Source organism: Paenibacillus brevis (assembly GCF_018919145.1).
Classification (GTDB): domain Bacteria; phylum Bacillota; class Bacilli; order Paenibacillales; family Paenibacillaceae; genus Fontibacillus; species Fontibacillus brevis.
The window spans coordinates 1-23669 of the sequence record NZ_JAHLQJ010000004.1; the positions used below are offsets into that span (position 1 = coordinate 1).

Genomic DNA, 23669 nt, shown 5'->3' on the forward strand with positions numbered 1-23669 from the left:
CCTTGGTTTTTATGAATATCATCTTATTTTGTTGGTAGGGTAATCCAAAGTTACTTTTGGGACACCCTCTTCTTAATTCAACTCTCCCGCACACGATAAACTTTGCTGTACAGAATGTCCTTGCAAGCGAGGAACTCTTGCTCGGTGAGTAACCTTGGATAGCTCATGATTTTCAGCGGCAGCGGCTTCCCGCCTTCCCGCAGCGGCGGTTGAACATAGCTGTATTCATTCAGGCGAAAGCCCAGCCGCTCATAGAAAGAGATCCGTCTTGCGGACAACTCGTCCTTCGGCAGCTCTACCTCGAGGATCGTCGGCTTCACCGATTGCTCCCCTAATTGCTCCTCCAGACATTTTCTCACAAGCTTGTTGCCAACCCCGCCCCCGCGCACCGATGGATCAACCGCGAGATGCTCAATGAAACGCAGCTCAGGAAACTCCCAGACTGCCAGAAAAGCAATGATCCGCTCTTCCTCGTCTCTCTCCGTGAGCAGCCGATACTCCGGCCGGACCAGAAGCTCCTCTTGCCCGGCCTTGGTACGATATTCCGTCACCGGAAAGGATGCCGACATGATTTCATATACACGTTCAAACTGTTTTAGCTGACTCATTTAGAATTAATCTCCTGTTTATCCTTCTGTTACGTTCTGGCAAGCCTCGCAGATTCCGTACACCTCGAACCGGTGCCGGATCACCTTATAATTTCCCGGCAGCTCCAGCCCATGATCCATCGGACAGAAGTCGAAGGCCAGTGTCTTTTCGCAGTTAATGCAGATCAGGTGATGATGATGGTGCGCCGCGCAATTTTCCCGGAATTTCAAGCCGCCTTCCATGAAATAGAAATGCTCCAGCACGCCCATCTCACTTAGCATTCGAAGATTGCGGTATACCGTATCCAGACTCATGCTTGGATAATGAACGGACATTTGATCATAGACATCCTTGGGTGATAAATAACCGTCATAATCGGCAAAAATCTGAGCCAGCGTCTTTCGCTGCTCCGTTACCCTCCACCCGTTACGCGCCATCGTATCCAGCATCTCTTGAACCTTGGAGTGGCTCTTTTCCATATCCTGCGCACATTCCCTTCCTTGACATCTAAAGCGTCTGGTCCGCTAGGCCCAGCCCGCAAAAAATTCTATCCTTCTATTTTATCAAGAAAAGGGAGAGTTGTCATATCAGGTAGTGGCGGAAGCGATCAGCTTCCTTGTGTAAGGATGTTCCGGATGGGAAATGATTTGTGCAGAGCTCCCTTCTTCGATGATCCTGCCCTCCTTCATCACTGCGATTCTGTCTCCAATCCGGCTAACGAGAGCGATATCATGCGTGATGAACAGGAGAGAGAGGCCCAGTTCCTGTTTTAGCTGCATAAGCAACCTCACAATCTGGGATTGGACGGACACATCCAGTGCGCTGGTGGCTTCGTCGCAAATCAGCAGACTGGGGCTGCTGATAATGGCTCGGGCAATAGCCGCCCGTTGGCATTCTCCGCCGCTCAGTTCTCCGCAATAACGCTTGCCGTACTCCCTCTTTAATCCGACCATATCCATCATATGGTACGCTCTCTCCTCCATTTGCCGGCGAGGCATCCCGCTATGATAGCGAAGCCCTTCGCAAATCGAGTATAGCAGCGTCATTCTCGGTGAAAAGGAGGAGGACGGATTCTGGAAAATCATTTGCATTCGTTGACGCTGAAGAAAGCCCTTGCGGCAAGGTTTGCTTGGGAGCCGGGTCCCATCAAAAACGATTTCGCCCTCCGTGACATCCAGAAGTCCGGCGATCATATGGGCCACCGTAGATTTACCGCTGCCGCTTTCCCCGATCAGGCCAAAGCATTCTCCGCTTTTGACAAATAAATCAATGAGGTCAACTGCGGTGACCTTTGAATTTGACCGATGAAACACTTTTTTCAGGGCCTTTGCCTCCAAAATCACGTGATCGTCCATAAGTGGGTTCCTCTTATTCCTCCCGTATCCAATGGGTTGATGAAAAATGCTTTCTCCCAGGCGTTCGATCCGCTTGAACTTCCTCCCTCATGCTATCCCCTTCTCTTACCGCTTTTCTATCATCCGCAGGACCGGGATGCATGGCATCCCGGCTGATCGTCTCCAGCCTGGGAACTGCACGCAACAACCCTTGTGTATACGGATGGCGGGCATGACGGAGAACCTCTTGCTTCGTTCCCCATTCAACGAGCCTTCCTTGGTACATCACACCGACCATGTCCGCCATTTTCTCGACGACAAGCATATTGTGAGTAACTAGCAGGATAGAGAGGTCATGTTTTTTTTGCATGCGAATCATCAGCTCGATCATTTCGGCTTGTACCGTAACATCCAATGCGCTGGTAGGCTCATCGGCCAAAATAAGCTTTGGTTGGTTCACTATGGCCATCGCGATGGCTATGCGCTGACACATGCCCCCGCTCAGTTCAAAAGGATAGGCTTTAAGGATGCTGGCGGGATCGATAAACTGCATCTCGGCAAGCAGCGCAGCTGCTTGTTGGAGCGCTTGTTTCCTGCCCATTGGCCGATGTACTCTGACGGCTTCATGGAACTGTTCCTGTATCCGCATCCGGGGATCCAAAAATGCCTCCGGATTCTGAAAGATCATCGATAGCCCTGAGCCTCTCAATTTGCGGTATTCTTCTTCCGGCAAGCCGGGCAGGCTTCGCTTTTCAAAAATAATATCCCCGGATACGATTTCTCCATTTTCCCCCAACAGGCCAATAATACTGCGCAAAAGTGTGCTTTTCCCGCTTCCGCTCTCGCCTACAATGACTACCGTTTGCTTGTCCTCTATCCGTAAATCGATCCCTTTGACAACAGGTGAATGATGGTACCGGACATTCAGATCATGGATTTGCAGCAGCATGGCGTCTTCCGTCATCGTTATTTGGCTTCCGTCGAAGAATCCAGAATATAAAATTCAGACGGTTGGGCATGAAAGTAGGCTACGGTTTCGCTATTGTAGACACATGTAAAGTTTTTATGGGCAAAAAATATGAACGGCGCATCATCCAAAATATGCTGGGTAATCCCGGTAATCGCCTCATTCTTCTCTTCCTCGCTGGAAGCCTTATGAAGACTCGCTGCCAATGCATCCACTTCGGGATTGGAATATTTGCCGAAGTTGTTGCTTCCGTCCGTAACGAACATATACTCGATAAATGCTTGCGGGTTGCCTGTGGAACCGGCCACATAAGATTCATAGGTCAAGTCGAATTCACCGTTTTTTCTGGCTTCGCTGATGTTTTCCATCGACTCCACCTTTAAATCAATTCCGATTTCCTGCAGCTGGCTTTGTAGCACCTGGCTTAATTCGAGCATCTCCTTCTGTGCGCTTATCCCGATCATTTTTAACGACAGCTTCACTCCGTTCTTCTCCAGAATGCCGTCTCCGTTCGTATCGGCAAAACCCGCATCGGCCAGAAGCTGTTTTGCCTTCTCCGGATCAAAAGCGGTTACTGACGCAGTTACATTTTTGATTCCTCCAAATGTGAAAGCTTCCGGATAAATGCCGTAGGATGGAACCGTTGTATTGTTGGAAATGACTTTCGTATAGCTGTCGCGATCAATCGAATAACTGATGGCTTTTCTCACTGCTGCATCCTGTACGGCCGGAGATTGCATATTGAAGCGAATCAGCTGGGTTCTCATGCCTGTGCTGGTATCGATTTTCAGATGCTCGGCGTTTTGAATAACAGGGATCGCGGTTTCCGGCACCTGGACGACAACGTCAATTTCACCGTTCTGAAAGGCCATCGTCAAGGCATCCGCATCCTTGACTGTTTTGAAGATCGCCTTGTCCAGCTTTGGCGCCTCTCCCCAATAATGCTCGTTCTTAACAACGACAAGCTCCACCCCGGGATTAAATTCATTTGGAATATAAGGGCCGGTATAATATGTTTGTTCAGCGAAATCCGTAGAGCCTTCAGCGTCATAAACGGTCCATAGGGGATCCGTCAAATCATTGGCCAGGCCGGTCGCCGCTTCCGAGAGCACGATCTTCAAGCTTTGTCCCGAGGCTTCAAATCCTTGGATCGGCAGCAGCTCTTTGGCGCGTTCATTGACCTCAAGCGTACGTTCGAAGCATCTTTTAACCGCTTCTGCCGTCATTTTGACGCCATTATGAAATACAACGTCATCGCGCAAAATAAACTCCCAGGTTTTGTTGTCCGCTGTTTGATAGGACTCCACGAGCCAAGGCACCGCCTTGAACGCGTCATCTAAACGGAACAAGCCTTCGCCGACTCCATAAGAGCCGATTGCCCAACCGTCCCAGCCGTAAGCCGGATCCCATTGTTCATTGTAAAAATAACCAACCGAGCCGAAAGTCAGTACTTTTTCCTCGGCTTTTTCAGCCAACGCGACAGGTTGTGAGGTTGAACTCTGTTGCCCGTTGGACTCCTGTTCGCTTTTGCTTGCGCAGCCGGAAAACAAACCTGTGAATATCAGGCAGATTAATGTCATTGTGATCGCCTTTGTTTTCATATTCATATCTCTCCCTCTTTTATTTTCCGGTTGCTTTGCGGTCCAGTAACCCGCGAAGGGTATCGCCCAGATAGTTAAAGCAAACCACGACGACAAACAACGCAAACCCGGTAAAAATAACGACCCATGGAGCCGTCTGTAAATAATTTCTGGCTTCGCTCATCATCGCTCCCCACTCCGCTGTTGGACGCTGGGCCCCCAGCCCCAAAAAGGATAGTCCGGCCATGCTCAAAATAACGGCGCTAATATCGAGAACACCTGTGATCAGAATCGGCGAACCGATGTTGGGAAGCATGTATTTCAAAACGATGTGATGATTTCCGGCTCCGCAAAGCCGGGAAGCTTTAATGTAATTCTCATTTTTGATTCCTAGGACCAAGCTTCTTCCCAGCCGGGCATAGGATGTCCAAAAGACGACCGCCAGCGAAATCATGCCGTTCATCAACCCGATCCCTAAGGTTCCGGCAACAGCCACCGCCAGTAAAAAGTAGGGGAATGCCTGAAAGATCGTAGTGATCCGCATCAAGAGGGCGTCGACGATCCCCCCAACATAACCCGAAATCACGCCTATAGCCGTACCGAAAGCCGCGGCAACCAGGACAACAACCAGCGCGGAAAAAATCGACACCGATGCGCCTGACAGGATCCGTGAGAAGACACATCTACCTAAATGATCTGTCCCGAAGGGATGCTCCCAGCTTGGTGAAAGCTGTGCCAGCGCCAAATTCGTTTTATAGGGATCATGAGGGGCGAGGTGCGATCCGAACAAGGCAAGAAGCAGAATGCTGCCAACTAACGCAAGACTTAAAATGAGACCTGTTTTCATTTTTTTCTGCTTGTCCAGTCCTGTCACCCTCCGATCCTTTTCAGCTTTGGATTCAGCAGCAGATAAAGGAACTCGATGATGGCATTCACCAGCAAATAAATAAATGCCATCCATACGACATAGCCCTGAATAACAGGGTAATCCCGGTATTCAATCGCTTCAACCGCCAGCTTCCCCAAGCCAGGCCAGTTAAAGATGCTCTCTACGATAATCGTTCCTCCCAGCAACACGCCAAGGGAAATGCCCGTTAGCGTGACGATGGGCGTAAGCGTATTTTTCAAAATATGCACAAAAAACACGACGCGGCCGGGTACTCCTCTAGCATAAAGTCCTGCAACATAATCATGCTGCAGCTCCCGGAGCACGACCGAACGAATCTGTCGGATATAAACAGAGATCAAATTCAGCGATAAAGCCAGCACGGGGAGAATCAGCCCTTTAAGACTTCCGGCCCCGATGACGGGCAAAAGCTTAAGCTTATAAGACAATTGATACATCAATATCAGTGAAATAAAGAACACGGGAAGCGATACAAAAATGTAATTGGTCAGCTGAATCAACCGGTCAAACCAAGAGCCCTGATATTTCGCGCAGGCCACTCCCAAAGGAACCGCAACGGCCATCGTAACCAGCATGGACGAAACGGCAAGCAGAAGCGTATGCGGCAAGGCTTTGATCAGTTCCTGCGCTACGGGACGGTTTGACTTGATGGAGACGCCCATATCTCCTTGCAGCAAATCTCCCAGCCAGGCAATGTATTGTACGGGAATGGGGCGATTCAGCCCCAGCTGCTCCCTTGTTTTTTGCAGCAATTCCTCCGAAGGCGCGATTCCGTTTTCGGTGAGCCACATTTCGGCAGGATCACCGGGAGATAGGTAGGATAATGCAAACGACAACGCCGTAATACCGATCAGTGTGACGAGAAACGAACCCATGCTTTTTCCAGCAGCCCGAATCAAAGCCTAGCCTCCTCCCGGTTCCAATGCAGCTTGTCCATCACTCTGCGGAAGGAGCAGTGAAGCGATAAATGTACGCTTCTTGATATTCATATTGCATCCGATCGGAAATAGCGTTAAACCACATATCGTTAGGATCGATGGTAATGTAGCCTGGAGGCGGCATTCTGCGCAGTTCTACCTTAAAGCCCTCCTGAAAAAAAGCATCCGCAATATCGTTTAGGGAGTGCAGTTGCATCGGCAGCGAGCCGTGGCGGTCAATTTGTTTCTTGTAATGCAGCAAGCTGGGGTTTTTGCTGTAATCCGTATAGGTGCAATAGTATACTCCTCCCGGCTTAAGAGCCTGCTTGATTTTCCAGGCGTGCTCCGCCAGATCCTGAATCAGATAAATGACGGAAATACTGAAGGCGATATCAAAGGCATGATTGAATTTATCGACATGTGCGGTCACCTCATAAGTTATCGGCAAATCATTTTTCCGCGCGTTCGCTACTTCAATGGATTGCTTGGCCAAATCAACCCCGGTTCCGTCCAAGAAGGGCTTTTGAGCATACAAAAACCTGAGAAAGCCCCCTTGATTGCATCCGAAATCGAGCACACGGGATGTGCTGAAATCCGTCTCTTCAATCATGCTGACGACCTTCCGCCAATGGGGCTGATGGTTGTCCTCCATCGCTTGCTCCCCCCGTTCCCGATCATTCCACCACACATCGTAAAGCTGTTGATCCGTCATAAAAAATCCTCCACTTCACTAATCGTAAAAATTACTAATAAAATCAGAATACATGCCTGACTGAGGACTGTCAACTGTAATGTTCCAACCGTGTATTGAATCTATTTCACCTAGATAGCACAAATGGTCTTAGATATTATTCGGACGGCAAGCCAAAAAGCCCGGCATACCTACGTGTACACCGGGCTCTTTATATTTTAGTGTCCTCATTCCCCATTGATCCTTAGCTTGAAGAGACTATAGTTAAAAAATCAATAGATCGTTCGGCCGTGCTCGTCCGCGATGCCGCTCTTGCGCCAAAAGTAAGTATTGATGACGTCCCGCCATTCTTTGGCGTGCTCGATTTGCTCCTGAAGCCGGCTTCGCCCTTGCTCGAAAATATCATGGTCGATCAATCCTTTTAGCCCTTCCCACTGTTCGGCCAACGCCTCGGATCCCTTTACACCCTCAAAATGGGAATCGTAAATATGCTGAATGACCGTCTTGCCGGAATGAAGCCGGTGTGTGTAAGGAACGTGATGAAAAAAGAGCAGCAGTTCATCCGGGGTCGTCTCGGCGGATTCAAACCGTTCCGAATGAGGACGATGATACTGGCTCGCATAACCCGTTCCCGTTCGTACGCTCCGATCCACCCCAATGCCGTAACAGTCGGCAAAATGATAGGTGCCCCACATTGAATATTCGTAGCCATCGACATCCGGGCCGTAATGATGATTCGGCTTGACCATCCAGCCGACACCGAGCGGTGAGGTATATGATTCGTACAAGCTCCATGAAGACATCAACATGGCAAGAAGGGTCTTGATAACGCGATCATGATCTCCGAAGGTCTGCTTTATCCACTCTTCCGCAATTCTATCGGCAGCTAACTCCGGATTCCAGGCAAGACGGCCATAGCCATACAAGTTCGCTTGAGCAAGCGGATGTCCCGTCCAGTTGGCGTCATCGCCAACATTGGACACCGCCGCGAATCCGCCCAGCGGTCGTCCGAACAACGAGCCGTCCGCGACTTTCTTGATCGTTGATCCTTCGCCTCGGGCATGGGTATCGAAATCAAGCGCTTCTTTCCATTGCGGAACAAGGTAGCACAAATGGCGCTGTTGACCGGTATACTCCTGCGTAACTTGGAATTCGATCAGCATATTCGTATGCGGCATCGCACCAAACAGCGGAGACACCGGCTCCCGGACCTGAAAATCCATCGGGCCATTCTTCACCTGCAATACGACGTTATCCCTAAACCGGCCATCCAGCGGTGTGAAATGATCGTAAGCGGCGCGTGCACGGTCTGTCTTCCGGTCGCGCCAGTCCTGCTTGCAGTTATAGACAAAGCAGCGCCAGACGACGATACCGCCATACGGCGCCAAAGCCTCCGCCAGCATGTTGGCCCCATCGGCATGGTCTCGGCCATAAGTGAAGGGTCCCGGACGAAACTCGGAATCCGCCTTGACAAGGAACCCGCCGAAATCGGGAATCCATTTATAGACTTCCTTCACTCGATCCTTCCACCAGGTACGAACTGCTTCTTCGAGAGGATCGGCCGTAGCGAGACCGCCCATTTCTATCGGTGCGGCAAAATTAATACTAAGATACAGGCGAATGCCATATGCACGAAATACATTTGCCATATCTGCGATCCTAGGGAGATACCGCTCACTCAAAAACAAGGTCTCCTCTCTGTGTACATTAACGTTATTGACGACGATGCCGTTGATTCCCACCGACGCCAGCAACCTCGCGTAATCGCGGACTCGGGACAGGTCTGGAACCACTTCCCCTTCCGCATAGAAAATCGAGCGTCCCGCATATCCGCGTTCGATACTTCCATCAACATTGTCCCATTCGTTGATCAGCCGCAGGCCATTTGCCGGATTGCTCAATTCGTCTAACTCATTCAGCCGCTCCCCTGTCTTAATTAAACGCAGGAGGGCAAATGCCCCGTACAGTACTCCCCGGCCGGTCGAACCCGCGATGATGATACTTTGACCAGCCCGCCGAAGGCGGAAGCCATCCGCTTGAACCGCCGACATTTCTACTTCACTAAAGGCGCTTGCAACTTCTGAACATCCCTGGAACGTCCCGATCCGCAAGCATCCCCCTCCATCTGCCGGAACGGCATTGTCCGGACGTCTGCCCGTCCAGGCTGTGATCGTCTCCGTCAGTTCGTAAGCTGCCGTTCGAATACATTCATCGCTCTCTTCCGCGATAATCCTGCTTGCCCAATCCGTCAGGGAAGAGACTTGATCTTTGTCCGTCAAAGCCCTTCTTCCCAGCCAGGCATCATATCCGGCCTGCTCTGCAACCTTCATCTCTCTTTCTCCCTTCCATTAAAAAAGAACCCGGCGCACCGTAAAGGCTTACCAGGCTCTTTTGCGCTAATTTAATATCCCAGCAGACTTTTCGTGCTTTCAAAAATTTCGTTAGCCATTTGCGCGTAGCGGCTGCTGCCGTTTGCTTCTACCGTAGCTACATAATTATCCCAGTTGGAGAGCGGCTCCTGTCCGGTAATAAACTTCAAGGTCATCGTGCTGACAAAGTCCATCAGCGGCGTCTGGATCAGGTTCAGTTGTTCGGCTTGATCCGTTGTAGCCATGATTGGCGGATCAATCTTCCGCGCCTCGCGCGTCGCGAATATCCGGTCGTTGTAGTCCCGCTCCCCTGGCGTCATTTTGGACAGCTTGAGCTTGGAGGAACCTCCATAAGCGAACATCCCGTTCCCAAAGCCAAAGTCGACATTCAGCTTTTTCGTAGCCGTAGGGTTCATGCCGTTGTAGGAGATATCCGGATCCAATACAAAGTTGCCTTCCGCATCTTTGGTGTAGGTTTCGCCCTCTACACCCCATAAGCTGAGTGTTTGACCTTCATCGGAATACCACAGCCAGTCGACGAAACGCAGCATTTTGATGAATTTCTCTTCACCCAGATCTTTCAGCGCATTTTGGCTGATCATAACCCCGTTCTCGAGGCGGGATGTTTCCATCTGCAGCATTCCCTTAGGACCGCCTGGTTGTACGATCATGTATAGTTCGGCATTCGGATCCTCCATCTTCGTCTGGAAATCGGCCATCAGCTGGTAGTTGCCGTTCATGACATAGCTATCGCCCTTAAAGAACTTCGCTTGAGCAGCATCATCCTCTTGAGTGAACGACTCCGGATCCATGATCTTTTCGTTAATTAACTTATTGAAATAAGTAACGTAAGCTTTGAAATCTTCCGATGCATCTGCAAAAAAGAACTGATTTTTCTCGTGGTCAAACTTCATGCCGTTTGCTTTACCCCAGCCGCCGGTCACGCCGTAAGCTACCCCGGCGATATTCAGCGTGGATTCTCCTTTGAATTCATCGGAGAAAATATTGTCTTTTCCGGTAAACTCCTTGACCTTTTTCAGCGCTGCATAGAAATCCTCATACGTCCATTTTCCTTCTTCAGCCTCTACATCAATACCAGCCGCTTCGAAGATATCCTTACGGATGATGTAGGAGTATCCGCCCCCGGAAACCTCCCAAAGACCAGGCAGCACATAATATTTACCATCCGCCTGAAGCTTGACCTTCAAATCCTCCTCCAGACCCCAATCTTTAACCGCTTTCATATAATTCGGCATGTATTGAACCCAGTCGCTGATCGGCACGATTTGTCCGCCGGCGACAAAGGCTGCCTCTTCATACGTTTTCGGAATGATGTAAGGAGCGTCGCCACTGTTCACAAGCAGCGATTTCTGGTTTTCGTATTCCGTTCTAGCCGTAATGGACAAATCGAAGTCTACGTTGGTTCTTTCCTTGACCGCGCTCCAGAATCTCCAGTTTTCGTTGTAAGGATAATTCTCGTGATCACTGTACATCATCGAATAGGTAACCGGTTCATTAGAGTGGAACGTTTCACCTTCGCCAAAGGTGTAGTCCAGAGCTTCCTCTGCATTTTTGTTGTTTGTGCCCTCATTGGCCGGTGCCGGCGTGTTATTGGCACTCTTGTCTGAGCCCGAGCAAGCCGCCAGCCCGAAGACCAGCGCTACCGCCATCATGACCCCCAACCATTTGTGAATCCCCTTCTTTTTCATAGCTAACCTCCTAAATGTTTTGTGAGCATAGCCTCCAGAATTGACTTCGTACAAAACTCGCTTCGAAAGCATACGCTTAGTTTTGTGAGCGCAGCTTCCTGAATTGACTTCATACAAAACTCGCTTCGGAAGCATAGGCTTAGAATTTGGTGAACCTATGAATAGCTTGTAACGAGGAAATCTATATAATGAAATATCCTGTTACCCTTTTACAGCACCAATCATCATCCCTTGGACAAAATACTTCTGCACGAACGGATACACACAGATGATCGGCAAAGAGGTAAGCACCATAGCCGTAGACTTAACCGTCGCCGCTATTTGCGATGTTTCCTCGGACGTGGCGCCCATTTCGGTCGGACTGATCGCACTATCGATAACCTGCTTGAGGTACAGCGCAACCGGCCATTTTGCCTTCGTTTGCAAATAAAGCGAGGGTCCGAACCAGTTATTCCAGATCCCGACGATGACGAACAGCACCATCGTGGCGAGAATCGGCTTCGATAACGGCAAGATAATCCGCCAAAAGATGCTGTATACATCCAAGCCGTCTACCTTGGCCGCTTCCTCGACCTCTGTCGGCAAGCTTGCGAAGAAGGTCTTCATCAGGATGACATTAAATGCGCTGATGGCGCCGGGAATAATAATGGCCCAAATCGTGTCACGCATAGCCAGTGTTTTGGCGACCAGGATGTAATTCGGAATCAACCCGCCGCTGAAATACATCGTAAACAGGACAAAGGGAATAAAAAACTTGTTCATGCGCAGCTTTTCTTTGGATAACGGATAGGCCAGCACCGCTGTGGCGAAGACCGAAATGGCCGTACCTACCACTGAATACACAATGGTGTTGCCGTAATACCGGAAGAAGTCCGGTTTGCTCAAGATAATCTCATACGTTCTGGTCGTGAACTCCACCGGATAAAAGCTGACCTTACCCGCATATACAGCCGCCTCCGAGCTAAAGGACTGGGCGACCAAATAGACAAACGGATATAATGTCACTAACACGACCAGCGTCATAATAAGCCCGTTTACAATTTGAAATGTTCGGTCGGAAGCCGAAGCTTTCATATCTGTCCTCTCCTTTCTACTAGAGGTTGTTCAAAAAGTCGTCTTCCCATGATGATGTAATGCAGGGAGCGGAATCGACGTCGAAGGTCCTGAAAACCCGACTTTTTGAACACGCATTACCATAAGCCCGACTGCGTCGTTTTCTTGGAAATCACATTGGCGGCAGTCACCAATATCAGACCGATGATGCCCTCGAACAACCCGACGGCGGTAGCGTAACTGAAGTTCCCTCCCGTGATACCCATCCGGTATACATAGGTGGAAATAACGTCCGCGGTTTCATATGTCAACGGATTATAAAGCAGCAGGATTTTCTCGAAGTTCGATCCGAGAATACCCCCGATATCCAAAATCAAGAGCGTCATAATGGTTGGCAAAATCCCTGGAATCGTCACGTGCCAAGCCAGCCGGAAGCGATTTGCGCCATCGATTTTCGCGGCTTCGTAAAGCTCCGTATTAATCCCGGTCATCGCCGCCAAATACAGGATCGTGCCCCAACCGAGCCCTTGCCAAAGCCCGGAAGCGATATACAGTGTCGGGAACCACTCCGGCAGGGAGATAAACCCGATTTTCTCAAACCCCATATTAGCCAACAACGTGTTGATTGGACCGGTTAACGAAACCATTTCTTTAACCATCCCGGCGACGATAACGACAGAAATGAAGTGCGGCAGATACGAAACCGTCTGTACAAATTTCTTGATCTTGATCCGCACGATCTCGTTCAAGAGCAAGGCAAAGCCGAGCGTAAGCGGAAAACGGAATAACAGATAAACAACACTCAAAAACAGGGTATTGCGGAACGCCCGCCAAAAGGCCGGATCCTTCATGAACATCTCGAAATATTGAAGTCCGACCCACTCGGTCCCCATCAAATTGGGACCGCCCCTGTATTTGCGGAAAGCGATAATATTCCCAAGCATCGGCACATATTTGAACAAGAGAAAATAAACGACCGGAATGATTAAAAATGAATACAGCTTCCACTCTTTTCTGACGTGTACCCACAGCGGGCTCACGCCTTCCGCCTTGTTACTGGATGGCATTATCAATCACTCCTTATATCTCAAGCTCGTTGTCGGCCATAAGCGTGAATGCCTCGGGCTGCTTGCTGGTCAGCTTGCGGCTTCGCTGGTCCGGCTGGGAGGTGCCTGCGTAGACGGTGTAGGTTCCTTTCTGAATTTTGCTCGCTCCTTCCTCGTCGCATAAAGCGAAAGCGGAAGCCGGCAAATGCAAATTCACTTCCTTGGTCTCACCCGGTTCCAGGTGAATTTTTCGGAGCGCCTTTAGCTGGGCATTAGGCGTCCCGGCCCGCTCGGCCTTGACGTAAAGCTGCAGTGTTTCTCCTCCTGCCCTTTTGCCGTCGTTGCGCAACAAGGCGGTTACCTGAACACCTTGGGAAGTGATCCGTTCCGTATCCAGCTTCACGCCGTCCAAGACGATATCGGTATAGGAAAGCCCGTAACCAAACGGATACAATGCCTCGCCCGTCATGTAGCGGTATGTCCGGTTTTTCATCGAATAATCGGTAAAGGCGGGAAGCTCCTCCGTTGAGCGGTAAAACGTCACCGGCAGCTTGCCCTCCGGAGAAAATTCGCCGAACAACGCTTCCGCAATGACTCGTCCCCCTTGAGCGCCCGGATACCAGCCCTGCAAGATCGCCGGAACATGCTCGTCAGCCCAACTGAGATCAAGCGCACTCCCGGCTAATACGATCAAGACCACTGGCTTGCCGCTGGCATAAGCGGTTCTCAATACTTCCTCCTGAAGTCCCGGAAATTTCAAATCCGGTTTGTCCCCGCTGCCGAACTGGTTTCCGGTATCCCCTTCTTCCCCTTCCAGTTCTGCATCCAGCCCCAGACAAACCACGACAACATCGCTCTCCGCACAGACGGCCTTGACCTCGGAAATCCGGTCGTTTCCGGTGCTGAGCCCGCTGATGCCGTTCTTGTACAAATGGCAGCCCTCGGAATACAAGATGCGGGCAGCGTCGCCGATATAATCCTGGATGCCTTCCAAAACCGTAATATAGCGGGAAGCTGTCCCTTCGTAATTACCGACCAGCGCCTTGCGGTTATTGGCATTGGGCCCGATAACGCCTATTGTGCCGATCGCGTCTTTCCTCAGAGGCAGCAGGCCGGCTTCATTCTTCAGCAGCACCAGGCTGGAACGGGCGGCTTTGCGGTTTAACGCCTGCATCTTGGGGGTATCCACTTCGTTATAGGCAATCGCGTTAAACGGTACTTGCTCCGGCTCGTCAAACAGGCCAAGCTTCATGCGGGTCGTGAACAGCCGGATCACCGCGCGGTTGATTTGTTCCTCGGTAACAAGTCCTTCCTTGACCGCATCCAGCAAAAATAGAAACAAGCTGCCGCAGTTCAAATCACAACCCCGGTTTACCGCCAATGCGACCGATTCAACGGCATTTTCCGTTACATGATGGTGCTCGTGAAAATCCCGGATCGCCCAGCAATCCGACACGACATGCCCGTCAAACTGCCATTCGCCGCGGAGAATTTGTTCAAGCAAAAGCTCGCTTCCGCAGCAGGGTTCACCATTCGTCCGGTTATAGGCGCCCATGACCGCTTCAACCTTAGCTTCTTCTACGCAAGCCTGAAAGGCCGGCAAATACGTCTCATACAAATCCTGAGCAGACACGACCGCGTCAAACTGATGCCTGAGACCTTCCGGTCCGGAGTGAACGGCAAAATGCTTGGCGCAAGCGGCCAGCTTGAGATAATTTTCGTCATGGCCCTGCAGGCCCTGAATAAAACGGACGCCAAGTCTTGATGTTAAATAAGGATCTTCCCCGTAGGTTTCATGCCCTCTGCCCCACCTTGGATCACGAAAAATATTAACGTTTGGCGCCCAGAAAGTCAGACCTTTATAAATATCCGTATCCTCATACAGCTGCTGCATGTTAAATTTGGCTCTTGCTTCCGTAGCAATCGCATCGGCCACTTCCTCCAGCAGCTCTTCATCGAAAGCGGCCGCAAGCCCGATCGCCTGCGGAAATACGGTGGCCACGCCGGCTCTGGCGACACCGTGCAACGCTTCGTTCCACCAATTGTAGGCTTTGACGTCAAGCCTCGGAATCGCCGGAGCGGCGTGCAGCATTTGATGCACCTTCTCATCCAGCGTCATCTGCTCGACGAGACTTTGAGCTCGCGCCCTATACTGATTAATCTTCTCACGGTTGTTTACGAGTTCGACCATCACTTCAACCTCATCTTTCACCTGTTTTTCCGATAAAATAGAATTTGATAAACTCTTTTCCCGCATGGTATCATTTTGTATGCGGTTTCATTGGCTTTATTATATCGGCTTTAATTTCGTTATTTCTTCGTGAATTTAGCTTTTGACTTCTCAAATATTGCTAAATTTGAAACTAAGAAAGGAAGAATCCTGATGATTGAAAGCCTGAATGGCGCCAAGGAGACAGTTTCTTACCGGGACCATTTCGGAATTCGTATCTATTTGAACCAAGAGGCTGAGGATTACCCGATTCACTGGCACACGGCTGCTGAAGTGATCATGCCGATCGAAAACAATTACTCGGCGGTCGTCGATGATACCCGGATCTTCCTGAATCCCGGGGATATTCTCATCATCCCCCCGGGCGAGCTGCATCAGCTGTTTGCCCCGGAAACGGGAAAGAGGATCATCATGCAGTTTGACAGTACGCTTCTCTATCCGCTGAACGGGTTTGATTCCACATTTCACCTGCTTCGTCCTTACATCATCATCGCTTCCCATCAAGATCAGGAACTGCATGGTGCGCTGAGGCCGCTGCTGCTTGAGCTGATGGATGAGTATTTCAGCCGGTCCTTGCTTAAGGAAGCTTCCGCTTACGCCATGCTGATTCAATTTTTCGTCGTGCTTGGCCGGAACTATATGCGCCTGGAACGGCGTTTTCCCAACCGAAAGAGCCAAAAACAGCAGCACAAATACATCGATAAGCTGCTGGAAGTATGCAACTATATCAACGAGCACTGCACTGAAGAGATCCAGGTTGAGGAACTGGCCGACCTGGCCGGCTTCAGCAAATTTCACTTCATGCGGTTGTTCAAGCAATTTGTGGGCATGTCCTATTACAATTATCTCAACCAGCATCGGATCATGCATGCGGAGAAGCTGCTGATTGATCCGAATTTATCGATTATGGAGGTCGCCATGAGCTCCGGCTTCGGCAGTTTGCCTACCTTCAACCGCGTATTCAAGAACTACAAAAAATGCACGCCTTCGGATTACAAGCTGTTGCATGGGATTCACAAGGTTTAATGCCTAAGCCAGCGGACAATGTGAAGAGGGTGTCCCAAACCATCGTAGATGATAGGGGGGTACATTTTTCAATGTGAGGTTACGCCTTGCGTCGCGAAATAAGTGCCGAAAGGCACTAAAATTTATTGGCGAGCGGCTCGTGCGGCGAAATAAATGACAAAAGGCTTTAAAATTGTTGGCGTGGGTGCTCATGTGGCGAAATAAATGACAAAAGGCTTTAAAATTGCTGGCGTGGGTGCTCGTGCGGCGAAATAAATGACAAAAGGCTTTAAAATTGCTGGCATGGGTGCTCGTGCGGTCTTTATAATGCAGAATGTCACTAAAGCCTCGGGGCTTGCTTGCCAAAGCCAGTTTGGAGGTCGGGCGGATTTTCCCTCGCTCCTCATTTGCTCAAGAAAGCCGCAGGGACGCAAGAAACCAAGGCACCAAGCGAGAGAAGGCCGCTTAGCTCCTTGGTTTTTGTATGAATATCACTCTATTTTGCTACTAAGGCTGTACAAAAATTTACTTTCGGGACTCCCTCTCATTTAAATCCTCTCTTCGATCTCTCCCTCAAGCTCCAAATAGCGGTTGCGGAGTTCCTCGAGCTCTTCCTCCGTTGCCGGCCAATAGCTGCGCTGGTGAGATTCCAGCAGGGTCTCCAGCATTTGATGATAGGCGAATCGGTTGTTCTCTAGCAACTGACGGCTGCGGGCTTCATCCGCGACATAGGTTTCATGCAGTGCGGAAAACACCCACGATTCCACTTTGTTCGTCGTCGCCGCAAGTCCGAGTATATTTTCGAAGCGCTGTGCGATCTTTTGCGTTCCATGGTAATCATGCTCCAGCAGCGCGTCGATCCATTTCGGATTGGTTAACCGGGTGCGTACCCCCCGGACGATCGACTGCTCCGCCGATTCTGTCAAAGGCAGCTCCCCGGTCGTGTCTGTAATATGAATCTCCGCCGGCATCCCCTTCGCTATCTCGACGGACTTGGATAAGCCGCCGAAATACTCATAATAATGATCGGAATCGGTAACCTCCCACTCATGGCTGCCGCGAATTTGCGAAACGACATCAACCGCCAGCAAATGAGTGCGGTATAGCTCCGGCTCCGCCCGTCCGCGTTCCTCCAAGCTGTAGACATACTGCTGACTATTCTCATAGGCTTGCCCCAGCTCCGTTTCCTCGCTCCATTGCTTCGTCTCGATCAGCTTGGTCATGCCCGTCCCGTATTGACCTTCCGCAGGGCCAAAGATCCGGGCGTTCGCCAGATCCGCGGCGCGCTCAGAGCCATAGCCTGCCGAGAGCAATCCGGATTGCGTCTTGCAGGTATGAGCCTTGAACAGGTTCATGTCCTCGGGCTCATCCAGTTCGGAGAGACGGTGGAAAATCCGGTTCAGGTCCTCCAGCAGATTCGGAAACATATCGCGGAACAATCCGGTGATGTGAACCACGACATTCAGACGCGGACGGCCCAGCTCGGAGAGCGGGATGATATCGTATTCGGTACGGAACGTCCCGAGCCCTCTTCCGGCGCGTACGCCCAGATAGCGAAGAATCTGCCCGATGGTCTCACCTTGCGTCCGCGACGTTTCCAGTCCCCACAGCACGATGGCTGTTGTGCCCGGATATTCGCCATGCTTGTCATAGTACTGCCTAATTGAGTTGTCGGCGGTCCGCGCCCCCCGCTCTGCGGCAGTAACGCTCGGTACGGCACGCGGGTCAAATTGATAGAGATTGCGGCCAGACGGCAGCACCTCCGGAGAGCGCATCGCGTCGCCGGCCAGCTTGGCCCGGAGATAGCGCCCATCCAGTGCTTTCAACAATCCCTCCATCTCCTCGTTGTTCATGGAGTTCTCGTATGCCTGATAGCCGTATTCCAGCGTCCGCTTCAAGGCCTCCTGCCATTCCGCCGGCTCCTTCGCCCAGGAGGACGGAAGCTCCCTCGCTGCAAGGTACCCGGCAACCAATTCTTCCGCCTCCTGATCCAGTCTCCGAAGTTCATCCGTTTGCCTCTGCGCGGCAAGCTCCTCCGCCTTCTTGCCGCTGCGCTCCGCCAAGAGCCCCCGCAAGGAACGGACCGTTCCCCGCTCATGGCGAAGCACAAACCGCATGTAAGCGGCGGCCGCTTCGGAGGAATGGCCGTCGCCGAGCACATGCAGGCCGCTTGGAATTATGGACCGCTGCATCCGGTACAGCTCCTCCTCCATGTCCTCCGGCGTCTTCGCGGCAAAGTGCAGAGCCTCGGCCGTCTCCTCCAGCTTGCGGAGGATATCCCAGCAGCGGCCGGGATCCAGCTGCTCCGCCTCGCGGTACTCCTGCAGAAGCGAATCCAGCTCAGCCCATTCGCCGTACAGCTCAGCCTCGACAAACGGCGGCGCTTGATAGCCTACCAGCACCGCATGGCTGCGGCGTTTGGCGATCATCGCTTCCGAGGGATTGCCCACGTAATAATAGTACAGGTGAGGAAGCTCCCCAAGAAAATCGTCCGGCACGCAGTCGCCCGACATGCCGCATTCCTTGCCGCGCTGGAACTCCAGCGTGCCGTGGGTGCCGATATGAACGACCGCATCCACCTCCCACTCCTCGCGAAGCCATTGATAAAAGGCGGTATACTGATGCGTCGGAAGCAGGGAACGATCATGCACGGACTTCTCGGGAGCCTCATGGATGCCCCGCGAAGGCTGCAAGCCAATAAAAACATGGCCGCTCACGATGCCGGGAATCAAAAAGGCCCCCTGCTCCGACATCATTTCGCCGGGAGGTTCGCCCCAACGGGCTTCCGCCTCGGCGCCCCATGAACGGGCGGCTAACTTGGCTGCAAAGTCGGGGTCGCTGTAACGGATCATTTCGTCCGCGGCCTGCTCGCCCGTCCATTGTCCGGAGTTGACCAGACCGCCCTCGACAAAGCGGGAGCGCAGCTCCTCCGCGGATATTTCCTGAACATCGTAACCTTCCTTTTTCAGCCGGGTGAGCAGCCGGGACACCGATTCAAACGTATCCAGAAACGTGCCTCCGAACACATTGGCCTCGCCGGGAGGGTAGTTATAGCAAATCAGGGCCAACCGCTTCTCCCGGTTTGCCTTTCTTTTCAGCTCCAGCCAACGCCGGACGCGTCCGACCAGCCGTTCGGCCCGATCGGGAAGTAGCGCCAGCCTGCTGAGCGCAACGCCCAGCCCCTGATCCTCTCCTTCACGGCGCAGAGCAGCGATCGGAAAGGTCTCAATGGCTCCGTCCAGCTCCGGCAGCACAACCTGAACCATAAGCTGCGAAGGACTTACTCCCTGAACCGACTGCCTCCATTCCTCCTCTGTCGTGCCGGATAAGAAAAACGGGTGCAGCATCGGCGCTCCCAAGGCGTCCAGCCAATCCACCGCACCGCCTGCTCCGGCTGGAGATGATGATGAAGCCCCGCCTCCCCCCGGACCGATCCCCAGACGGAAGGGAAGCAGATTAACAATCAAGTCGACCGGCTGACCTTCTTCAACCAGCAATTCGCGAAGACGCTCCAGCGAAATATGCATGACGGAAGGAAAAGCCACCGGCAAAACATCGGCAAATGCCTCGATGCCGTTCATCAGCTCCCCGATACATTCCGCAATATCCAGCGGATTGCCGTTACCTAGAAAGAATAGCGCTACCTTAGGCAGATGCTCCGTATATCCCCTGCTTTTCCGGAAGTCCGCCAGGGTCGAAAAACGATTGCCCCTGAGCGGGTCGAACAGGCATAGTTCCTGAACGAGGACCGGATCGGGAGGGACGGGCAGCAGATTGCACCCGCCATACTCCCGGCCCGCCAGACAGAGCAAGCCGAGCATATTTTCTGCCCCGCCGCCCCGCCAATATTCCGTTATTTTTACATAGCGGTCGTAGTCCTTCCCGAGTTCATTCGGCAGTCCTGTCTCTGCTTTTGCACCCGGGCTTGGCAAGCGGTCCGCAGTCAGTCCGCCGAGCCGGAACAAGGAGCGGATCTCGGCCGCATCCCCGCCTACAGGAACGAACTGCGCCACCCCTTGGCTTAGAAGCAGCTTGATTTGTTCCACAACTTCCTTGCGAACGCCGTGCGCATCGAATATCACAAAGTCTGCGGCATCCGCCCCAAGCTTCGTCTCCAGGCCCGGCGGCGATTTGACGGATTCGGGCCCTCCCGGGTCGACGACGGCAAGCTGCAATTGATCCCGCTGCGCCTCATCCAGCATACGGTACGCTGCCGACAAGTGAGCCTGTGATGCCTCGCTGTTCGTCAATACGATGATTTTCAACCTCTCATCTCCCCACGTATATATAAAAAGTAAATGTTCAAAAGTTTTATAAAAAAGCCGTCCCCACGCTCTTGCGCTCCTGCATTAAGCTCCTTGCCGCACGTTCGATCACGCCGGCATCCAGCTCCTCCAGCCGCAAATACTGCGCCTGCATGCATTCCGCCAGCTTGCGGGCGTAGCCAAGGCGGACAAATCCCTGCTCCGTATCGATGACCAGGGCCTGGATTCCCGATGCCGAAATACGGCTTCCAATGCCGCGAATTTCCTGCCAAAGGTCAAGCCCTGAAGCGGTGCCCGCGTTCGCTTTTCCATCCGTCATGATGATCATTGCCGGAATGAGCCCGCTGCCCTTGCGCTGCATCGATCGGATCGTCTCCGCGCCTTTCTCCAGCCCGGCCAATAGCGGAGTTCGTCCGCCGACGGGCATCGACTGCAGCCGGCGTTCAGCCAGCTCGACGCTGCGCGTAATATCCAGCAGCAGCTCTGCACCGCTGTCCCGAAAGGCGACCAGGCCGACGCTGTCGCGCTGCCGGTAAGCGTCGCGCAGCAGCGACAGCACCGCACCCTTGACCGCTCTCATCCGCTTGGCCGCGTTCATTGAGCCGCTGGCATCGACGACGAACAACAGCGCGGTCCCCGTTCGGCTCTCCCGCACCTTGATGCGCAGGTCGCTTCCCTCGACCAACACGCGCGGTCCGCCTTCGCCGCCGTCAGCAGCTTGCCGCAAGCGGCGGGCCTGCTGATAAGGAGCCGCCGCCCGCAGCGTGGCGTCGAGCGCCAGGTCGGAGACCGGTCCTCGCGGCGTCTCCGACCGCGCATAGCGGCCGGACCGTCCGCCCCCGCTCGCCGGATTGCGTTTGCCCGCTTTAGCCTTAAAGCGGGTGCGCGGCGGAGCAAAGGCAATCCGGCGGACACCGAAATCCCGGCCTACCGCCTCCACGACGGCACGCGCAGGCACGGATGCAGCGCCCTCCCCGCTGGAAGCAGAGCCGTCCCCGGCAGCAGCACTCCCAAGCGCCGGTTCTGGCGTTTGTTCCGGTGCTGATTCCGGTTCTGGCGCTGCTTCCCCGCTGTCGGCCTCCGGCAACGGAGAGCCGTCAGGCTGCATGTCATCCTCCTGCGCAGCAGATGACGGCGCTTGCTCCGGCGGCTGTTCGACGGATCCCTGGCCGCGGTCCGGTTCTTTTTCCGGCGCTGCTTGTCTCCCGGCGTCACTCTCCGCCTGGCGCATGCGGTGCGGCAGGACAAACCAGGCCGCCTCCTGCACATGCCCGGCACGGACCTCCGGCTCGCCCTCCCAGGCTGCCAAAGCGCGAGCAAGCTCCGCAAGCAGAATTTCTCCGCGCTGCCCCGAACATCCCGCCTCCCTGACAATTTCGGCGGTCAGGCGCAGCATCGGCTCGCCGATCCGGACGGCGGCCAGGCACTCCTGCGCCTGCACAAGCCTCTTCCGCAGCGCCTCGGACTCCGGCTCGAAGGCACGTGCAAATGCTTGCGGATCCCGCTCGAAGGCCAGCCTGCGGGTGATTATTTCCGCCCGTTCAGCAGGATCGAACGAGGTGCCGACCCGGACATAAAGTCCCCAGCGGTCAAGTAAAGCAGGATTCAACTGACCCTCTTCAGGATTCATTGTCCCTAGCAGCAGGAAGGAAGACCCCTGCCAACCGGCTGTCCCTTCATGCACTCTTTCGAAGCCGCCTAGTTCTGCAGCTGACAAAATTGCGTTCAGCGCCCTTTCGCTCATCAGGTTCACATCATCTATCGTCAACAGTTGCCCGTCCGCTGCGGCCAGCAAACCGGAAGAAAATGTTCTCTCGCCAAAGCGGATGGCAGCTGCCGTTTCCAAGCCGCCAAAGAGCCGGTCGTCATCGACATGAAGCGGAATGCGGAGCTCCTTGCGTTCCGGAACCAGAGAAGCAAAGCCGCGAACAAGCGTCGTCTTTGACGTCCCCGTCTCTCCGGCCAGCAGAACTCCCTTGACCGACGGATTCACGGCATGCAGCAGCAGCGCTTTTTTGGCCCGCTCCTGACCTACAACGGCGCAGAAGGGATACAAGGAACCGCCGTCAGAGCACATTCGCGGCCTCCAGCAGCAGATCGCCGAGCCGATCCTTAATCGTCTCCGTCCCGTATGCTCCATCCTCGAACGGTCTTCTGCGCATCCGATGCGGCATTACGAGCGAAGCCGCCTCTACCATGTCATCTGCCAGGACACAGGTTCTGCCCTCCAGGGCGGCAAGCGCCATCGCCGTCTTCATCAGCGTGATATCCGCGCGGTGACCGTCCACCTCCAGCCGAATGCCGACCTTGGCAGTCCATTCCAGCAGCTGATCGGCAGGCTCAATCTTCGTAAGCAGCTCTCGAGCGTGCAAAATCCGGTGATGGAGCTCCGATTGCTCTCGCGCATATTGGCGTCGAAACGCTTCAGGATCCGCATCAAAGGCAAGGCGTCGCTTGACGACCTCCATACGGGTCTCCACCTCCCGCTCTCCCCCTACTTCCACGGACAGCGCAAATCGGTCCAGCAGCTGCGGACGCAGATCTCCTTCCTCCGGATTCATCGTCCCGATCAGAATGAAACGGGAGGGATGACAATACGACACGCCCTCCCGTTCGACCGTATTTACACCCATCGCGGCAGCGTCCAGCAAGGCGTCCACGATGGTGTCATCCAGCAGATTAATCTCATCCACGTATAAAATATGTCCGTGAGCCGCAGCGAGCAAACCCGGCTCAAACCTTTTTTCTCCCTCACGGATTGCATGCTCAATGTCCAGCGTGCCGACGACGCGGTCTTCCGTAGCGCTGACCGGCAGGTTGACGACATGAAGCCCCGGCATCAGATCGGCGAGCGCCCGGACTGCCGTCGATTTGGCCGTGCCTTTCTCCCCCCGGATCAGCACCCCGCCAAGCCGCGGATCCACAAGATTCAGGAGCAACCCCTTCTTCATCGCATCCTGACCGACGATGGCCGAGAACGGAAATACATCAGGTGCTATATTCATCGT

Annotated in this window: 17 protein-coding genes; 1 reads left to right on the forward strand and 16 read right to left on the reverse strand. The window is 53.1% G+C overall.

What is annotated here, in order from left to right:
• Positions 1-77: 77 nt before the first annotated feature.
• The 13 genes from KQJ23_RS05415 to KQJ23_RS05475 all read right to left on the reverse strand — a co-directional run bounded on the left by KQJ23_RS05415 (position 78) and on the right by KQJ23_RS05475 (position 15373).
• Positions 78-608, reverse strand: a complete 531-nt coding sequence (locus KQJ23_RS05415) for a GNAT family N-acetyltransferase (RefSeq protein WP_216477676.1) — start codon at positions 606-608, stop codon at positions 78-80.
• Between the two features lie 18 nt (positions 609-626).
• Positions 627-1067 carry a Fur family transcriptional regulator gene (locus KQJ23_RS05420; RefSeq protein WP_216477677.1) on the reverse strand — a complete coding sequence of 147 codons (441 nt, stop codon included), beginning with the start codon at positions 1065-1067 and terminating at the stop codon, positions 627-629.
• A 108-nt stretch (positions 1068-1175) separates the two neighbouring features.
• Positions 1176-1943, reverse strand: coding sequence for an ABC transporter ATP-binding protein (locus KQJ23_RS05425; RefSeq protein ID WP_216477678.1), 768 nt, complete (start codon positions 1941-1943; stop codon positions 1176-1178).
• A gap of 13 nt (positions 1944-1956) precedes the next feature.
• Positions 1957-2886 (reverse strand): ABC transporter ATP-binding protein, encoded by a 930-nt coding sequence (locus tag KQJ23_RS05430; RefSeq protein ID WP_216477679.1) that lies wholly within the window; start codon positions 2884-2886, stop codon positions 1957-1959.
• Between the two features lie 2 nt (positions 2887-2888).
• Positions 2889-4496, reverse strand: a complete 1608-nt coding sequence (locus KQJ23_RS05435; RefSeq protein ID WP_216477680.1) for an ABC transporter substrate-binding protein — start codon at positions 4494-4496, stop codon at positions 2889-2891.
• A 13-nt stretch (positions 4497-4509) separates the two neighbouring features.
• A complete protein-coding gene (locus tag KQJ23_RS05440) occupies positions 4510-5316 on the reverse strand; it encodes an ABC transporter permease (protein ID WP_216477681.1) in 807 nt (268 codons plus the stop codon).
• 23 nt (positions 5317-5339) lie between these two features.
• Entirely contained in the window at positions 5340-6275 is a 936-nt protein-coding gene (gene nikB, locus KQJ23_RS05445) for a nickel ABC transporter permease (protein WP_216477682.1), read from the reverse strand.
• Between the two features lie 37 nt (positions 6276-6312).
• Complete coding sequence (locus tag KQJ23_RS05450) at positions 6313-7005, reverse strand: class I SAM-dependent methyltransferase (RefSeq protein ID WP_216477683.1); 693 nt, start codon at positions 7003-7005, stop codon at positions 6313-6315.
• Positions 7006-7256: 251 nt separating this feature from the next.
• Complete coding sequence (locus KQJ23_RS05455; RefSeq protein WP_216477684.1) at positions 7257-9314, reverse strand: alpha-glucuronidase family glycosyl hydrolase; 2058 nt, start codon at positions 9312-9314, stop codon at positions 7257-7259.
• A 71-nt stretch (positions 9315-9385) separates the two neighbouring features.
• Complete coding sequence (locus tag KQJ23_RS05460) at positions 9386-11062, reverse strand: ABC transporter substrate-binding protein (RefSeq protein ID WP_216477685.1); 1677 nt, start codon at positions 11060-11062, stop codon at positions 9386-9388.
• A gap of 201 nt (positions 11063-11263) precedes the next feature.
• Positions 11264-12136: a carbohydrate ABC transporter permease gene (locus KQJ23_RS05465; protein ID WP_216477686.1), complete on the reverse strand. Its 873-nt coding sequence runs from the start codon at positions 12134-12136 to the stop codon at positions 11264-11266.
• Positions 12137-12252: 116 nt separating this feature from the next.
• Positions 12253-13182, reverse strand: coding sequence for an ABC transporter permease (locus KQJ23_RS05470; protein WP_216477687.1), 930 nt, complete (start codon positions 13180-13182; stop codon positions 12253-12255).
• A gap of 13 nt (positions 13183-13195) precedes the next feature.
• Positions 13196-15373: a glycoside hydrolase family 3 C-terminal domain-containing protein gene (locus KQJ23_RS05475; RefSeq protein ID WP_346779349.1), complete on the reverse strand. Its 2178-nt coding sequence runs from the start codon at positions 15371-15373 to the stop codon at positions 13196-13198.
• 171 nt (positions 15374-15544) lie between these two features.
• Here KQJ23_RS05475 and KQJ23_RS05480 point away from each other — a divergent pair, with 171 nt between their 5' ends.
• Complete coding sequence (locus KQJ23_RS05480) at positions 15545-16417, forward strand: helix-turn-helix transcriptional regulator (protein ID WP_216477688.1); 873 nt, start codon at positions 15545-15547, stop codon at positions 16415-16417.
• Positions 16418-16944: 527 nt separating this feature from the next.
• Here KQJ23_RS05480 and KQJ23_RS05485 read toward each other — a convergent pair.
• From KQJ23_RS05485 to KQJ23_RS05495, 3 genes are read right to left on the reverse strand one after another with little or no spacing between them, the layout of a single operon-like run.
• Positions 16945-20661 carry a cobaltochelatase subunit CobN gene (locus tag KQJ23_RS05485; protein WP_216477689.1) on the reverse strand — a complete coding sequence of 1239 codons (3717 nt, stop codon included), beginning with the start codon at positions 20659-20661 and terminating at the stop codon, positions 16945-16947.
• Positions 20662-20707: 46 nt separating this feature from the next.
• On the reverse strand, positions 20708-22738 hold the full coding sequence (locus KQJ23_RS05490) for a VWA domain-containing protein (RefSeq protein ID WP_216477690.1): 2031 nt from the start codon (positions 22736-22738) through the stop codon (positions 20708-20710).
• Complete coding sequence (locus tag KQJ23_RS05495) at positions 22728-23666, reverse strand: magnesium chelatase ATPase subunit I (protein WP_216477691.1); 939 nt, start codon at positions 23664-23666, stop codon at positions 22728-22730. The genes KQJ23_RS05490 and KQJ23_RS05495 overlap by 11 nt, the downstream gene beginning before the upstream one ends.
• Positions 23667-23669 lie beyond the last annotated feature (3 nt).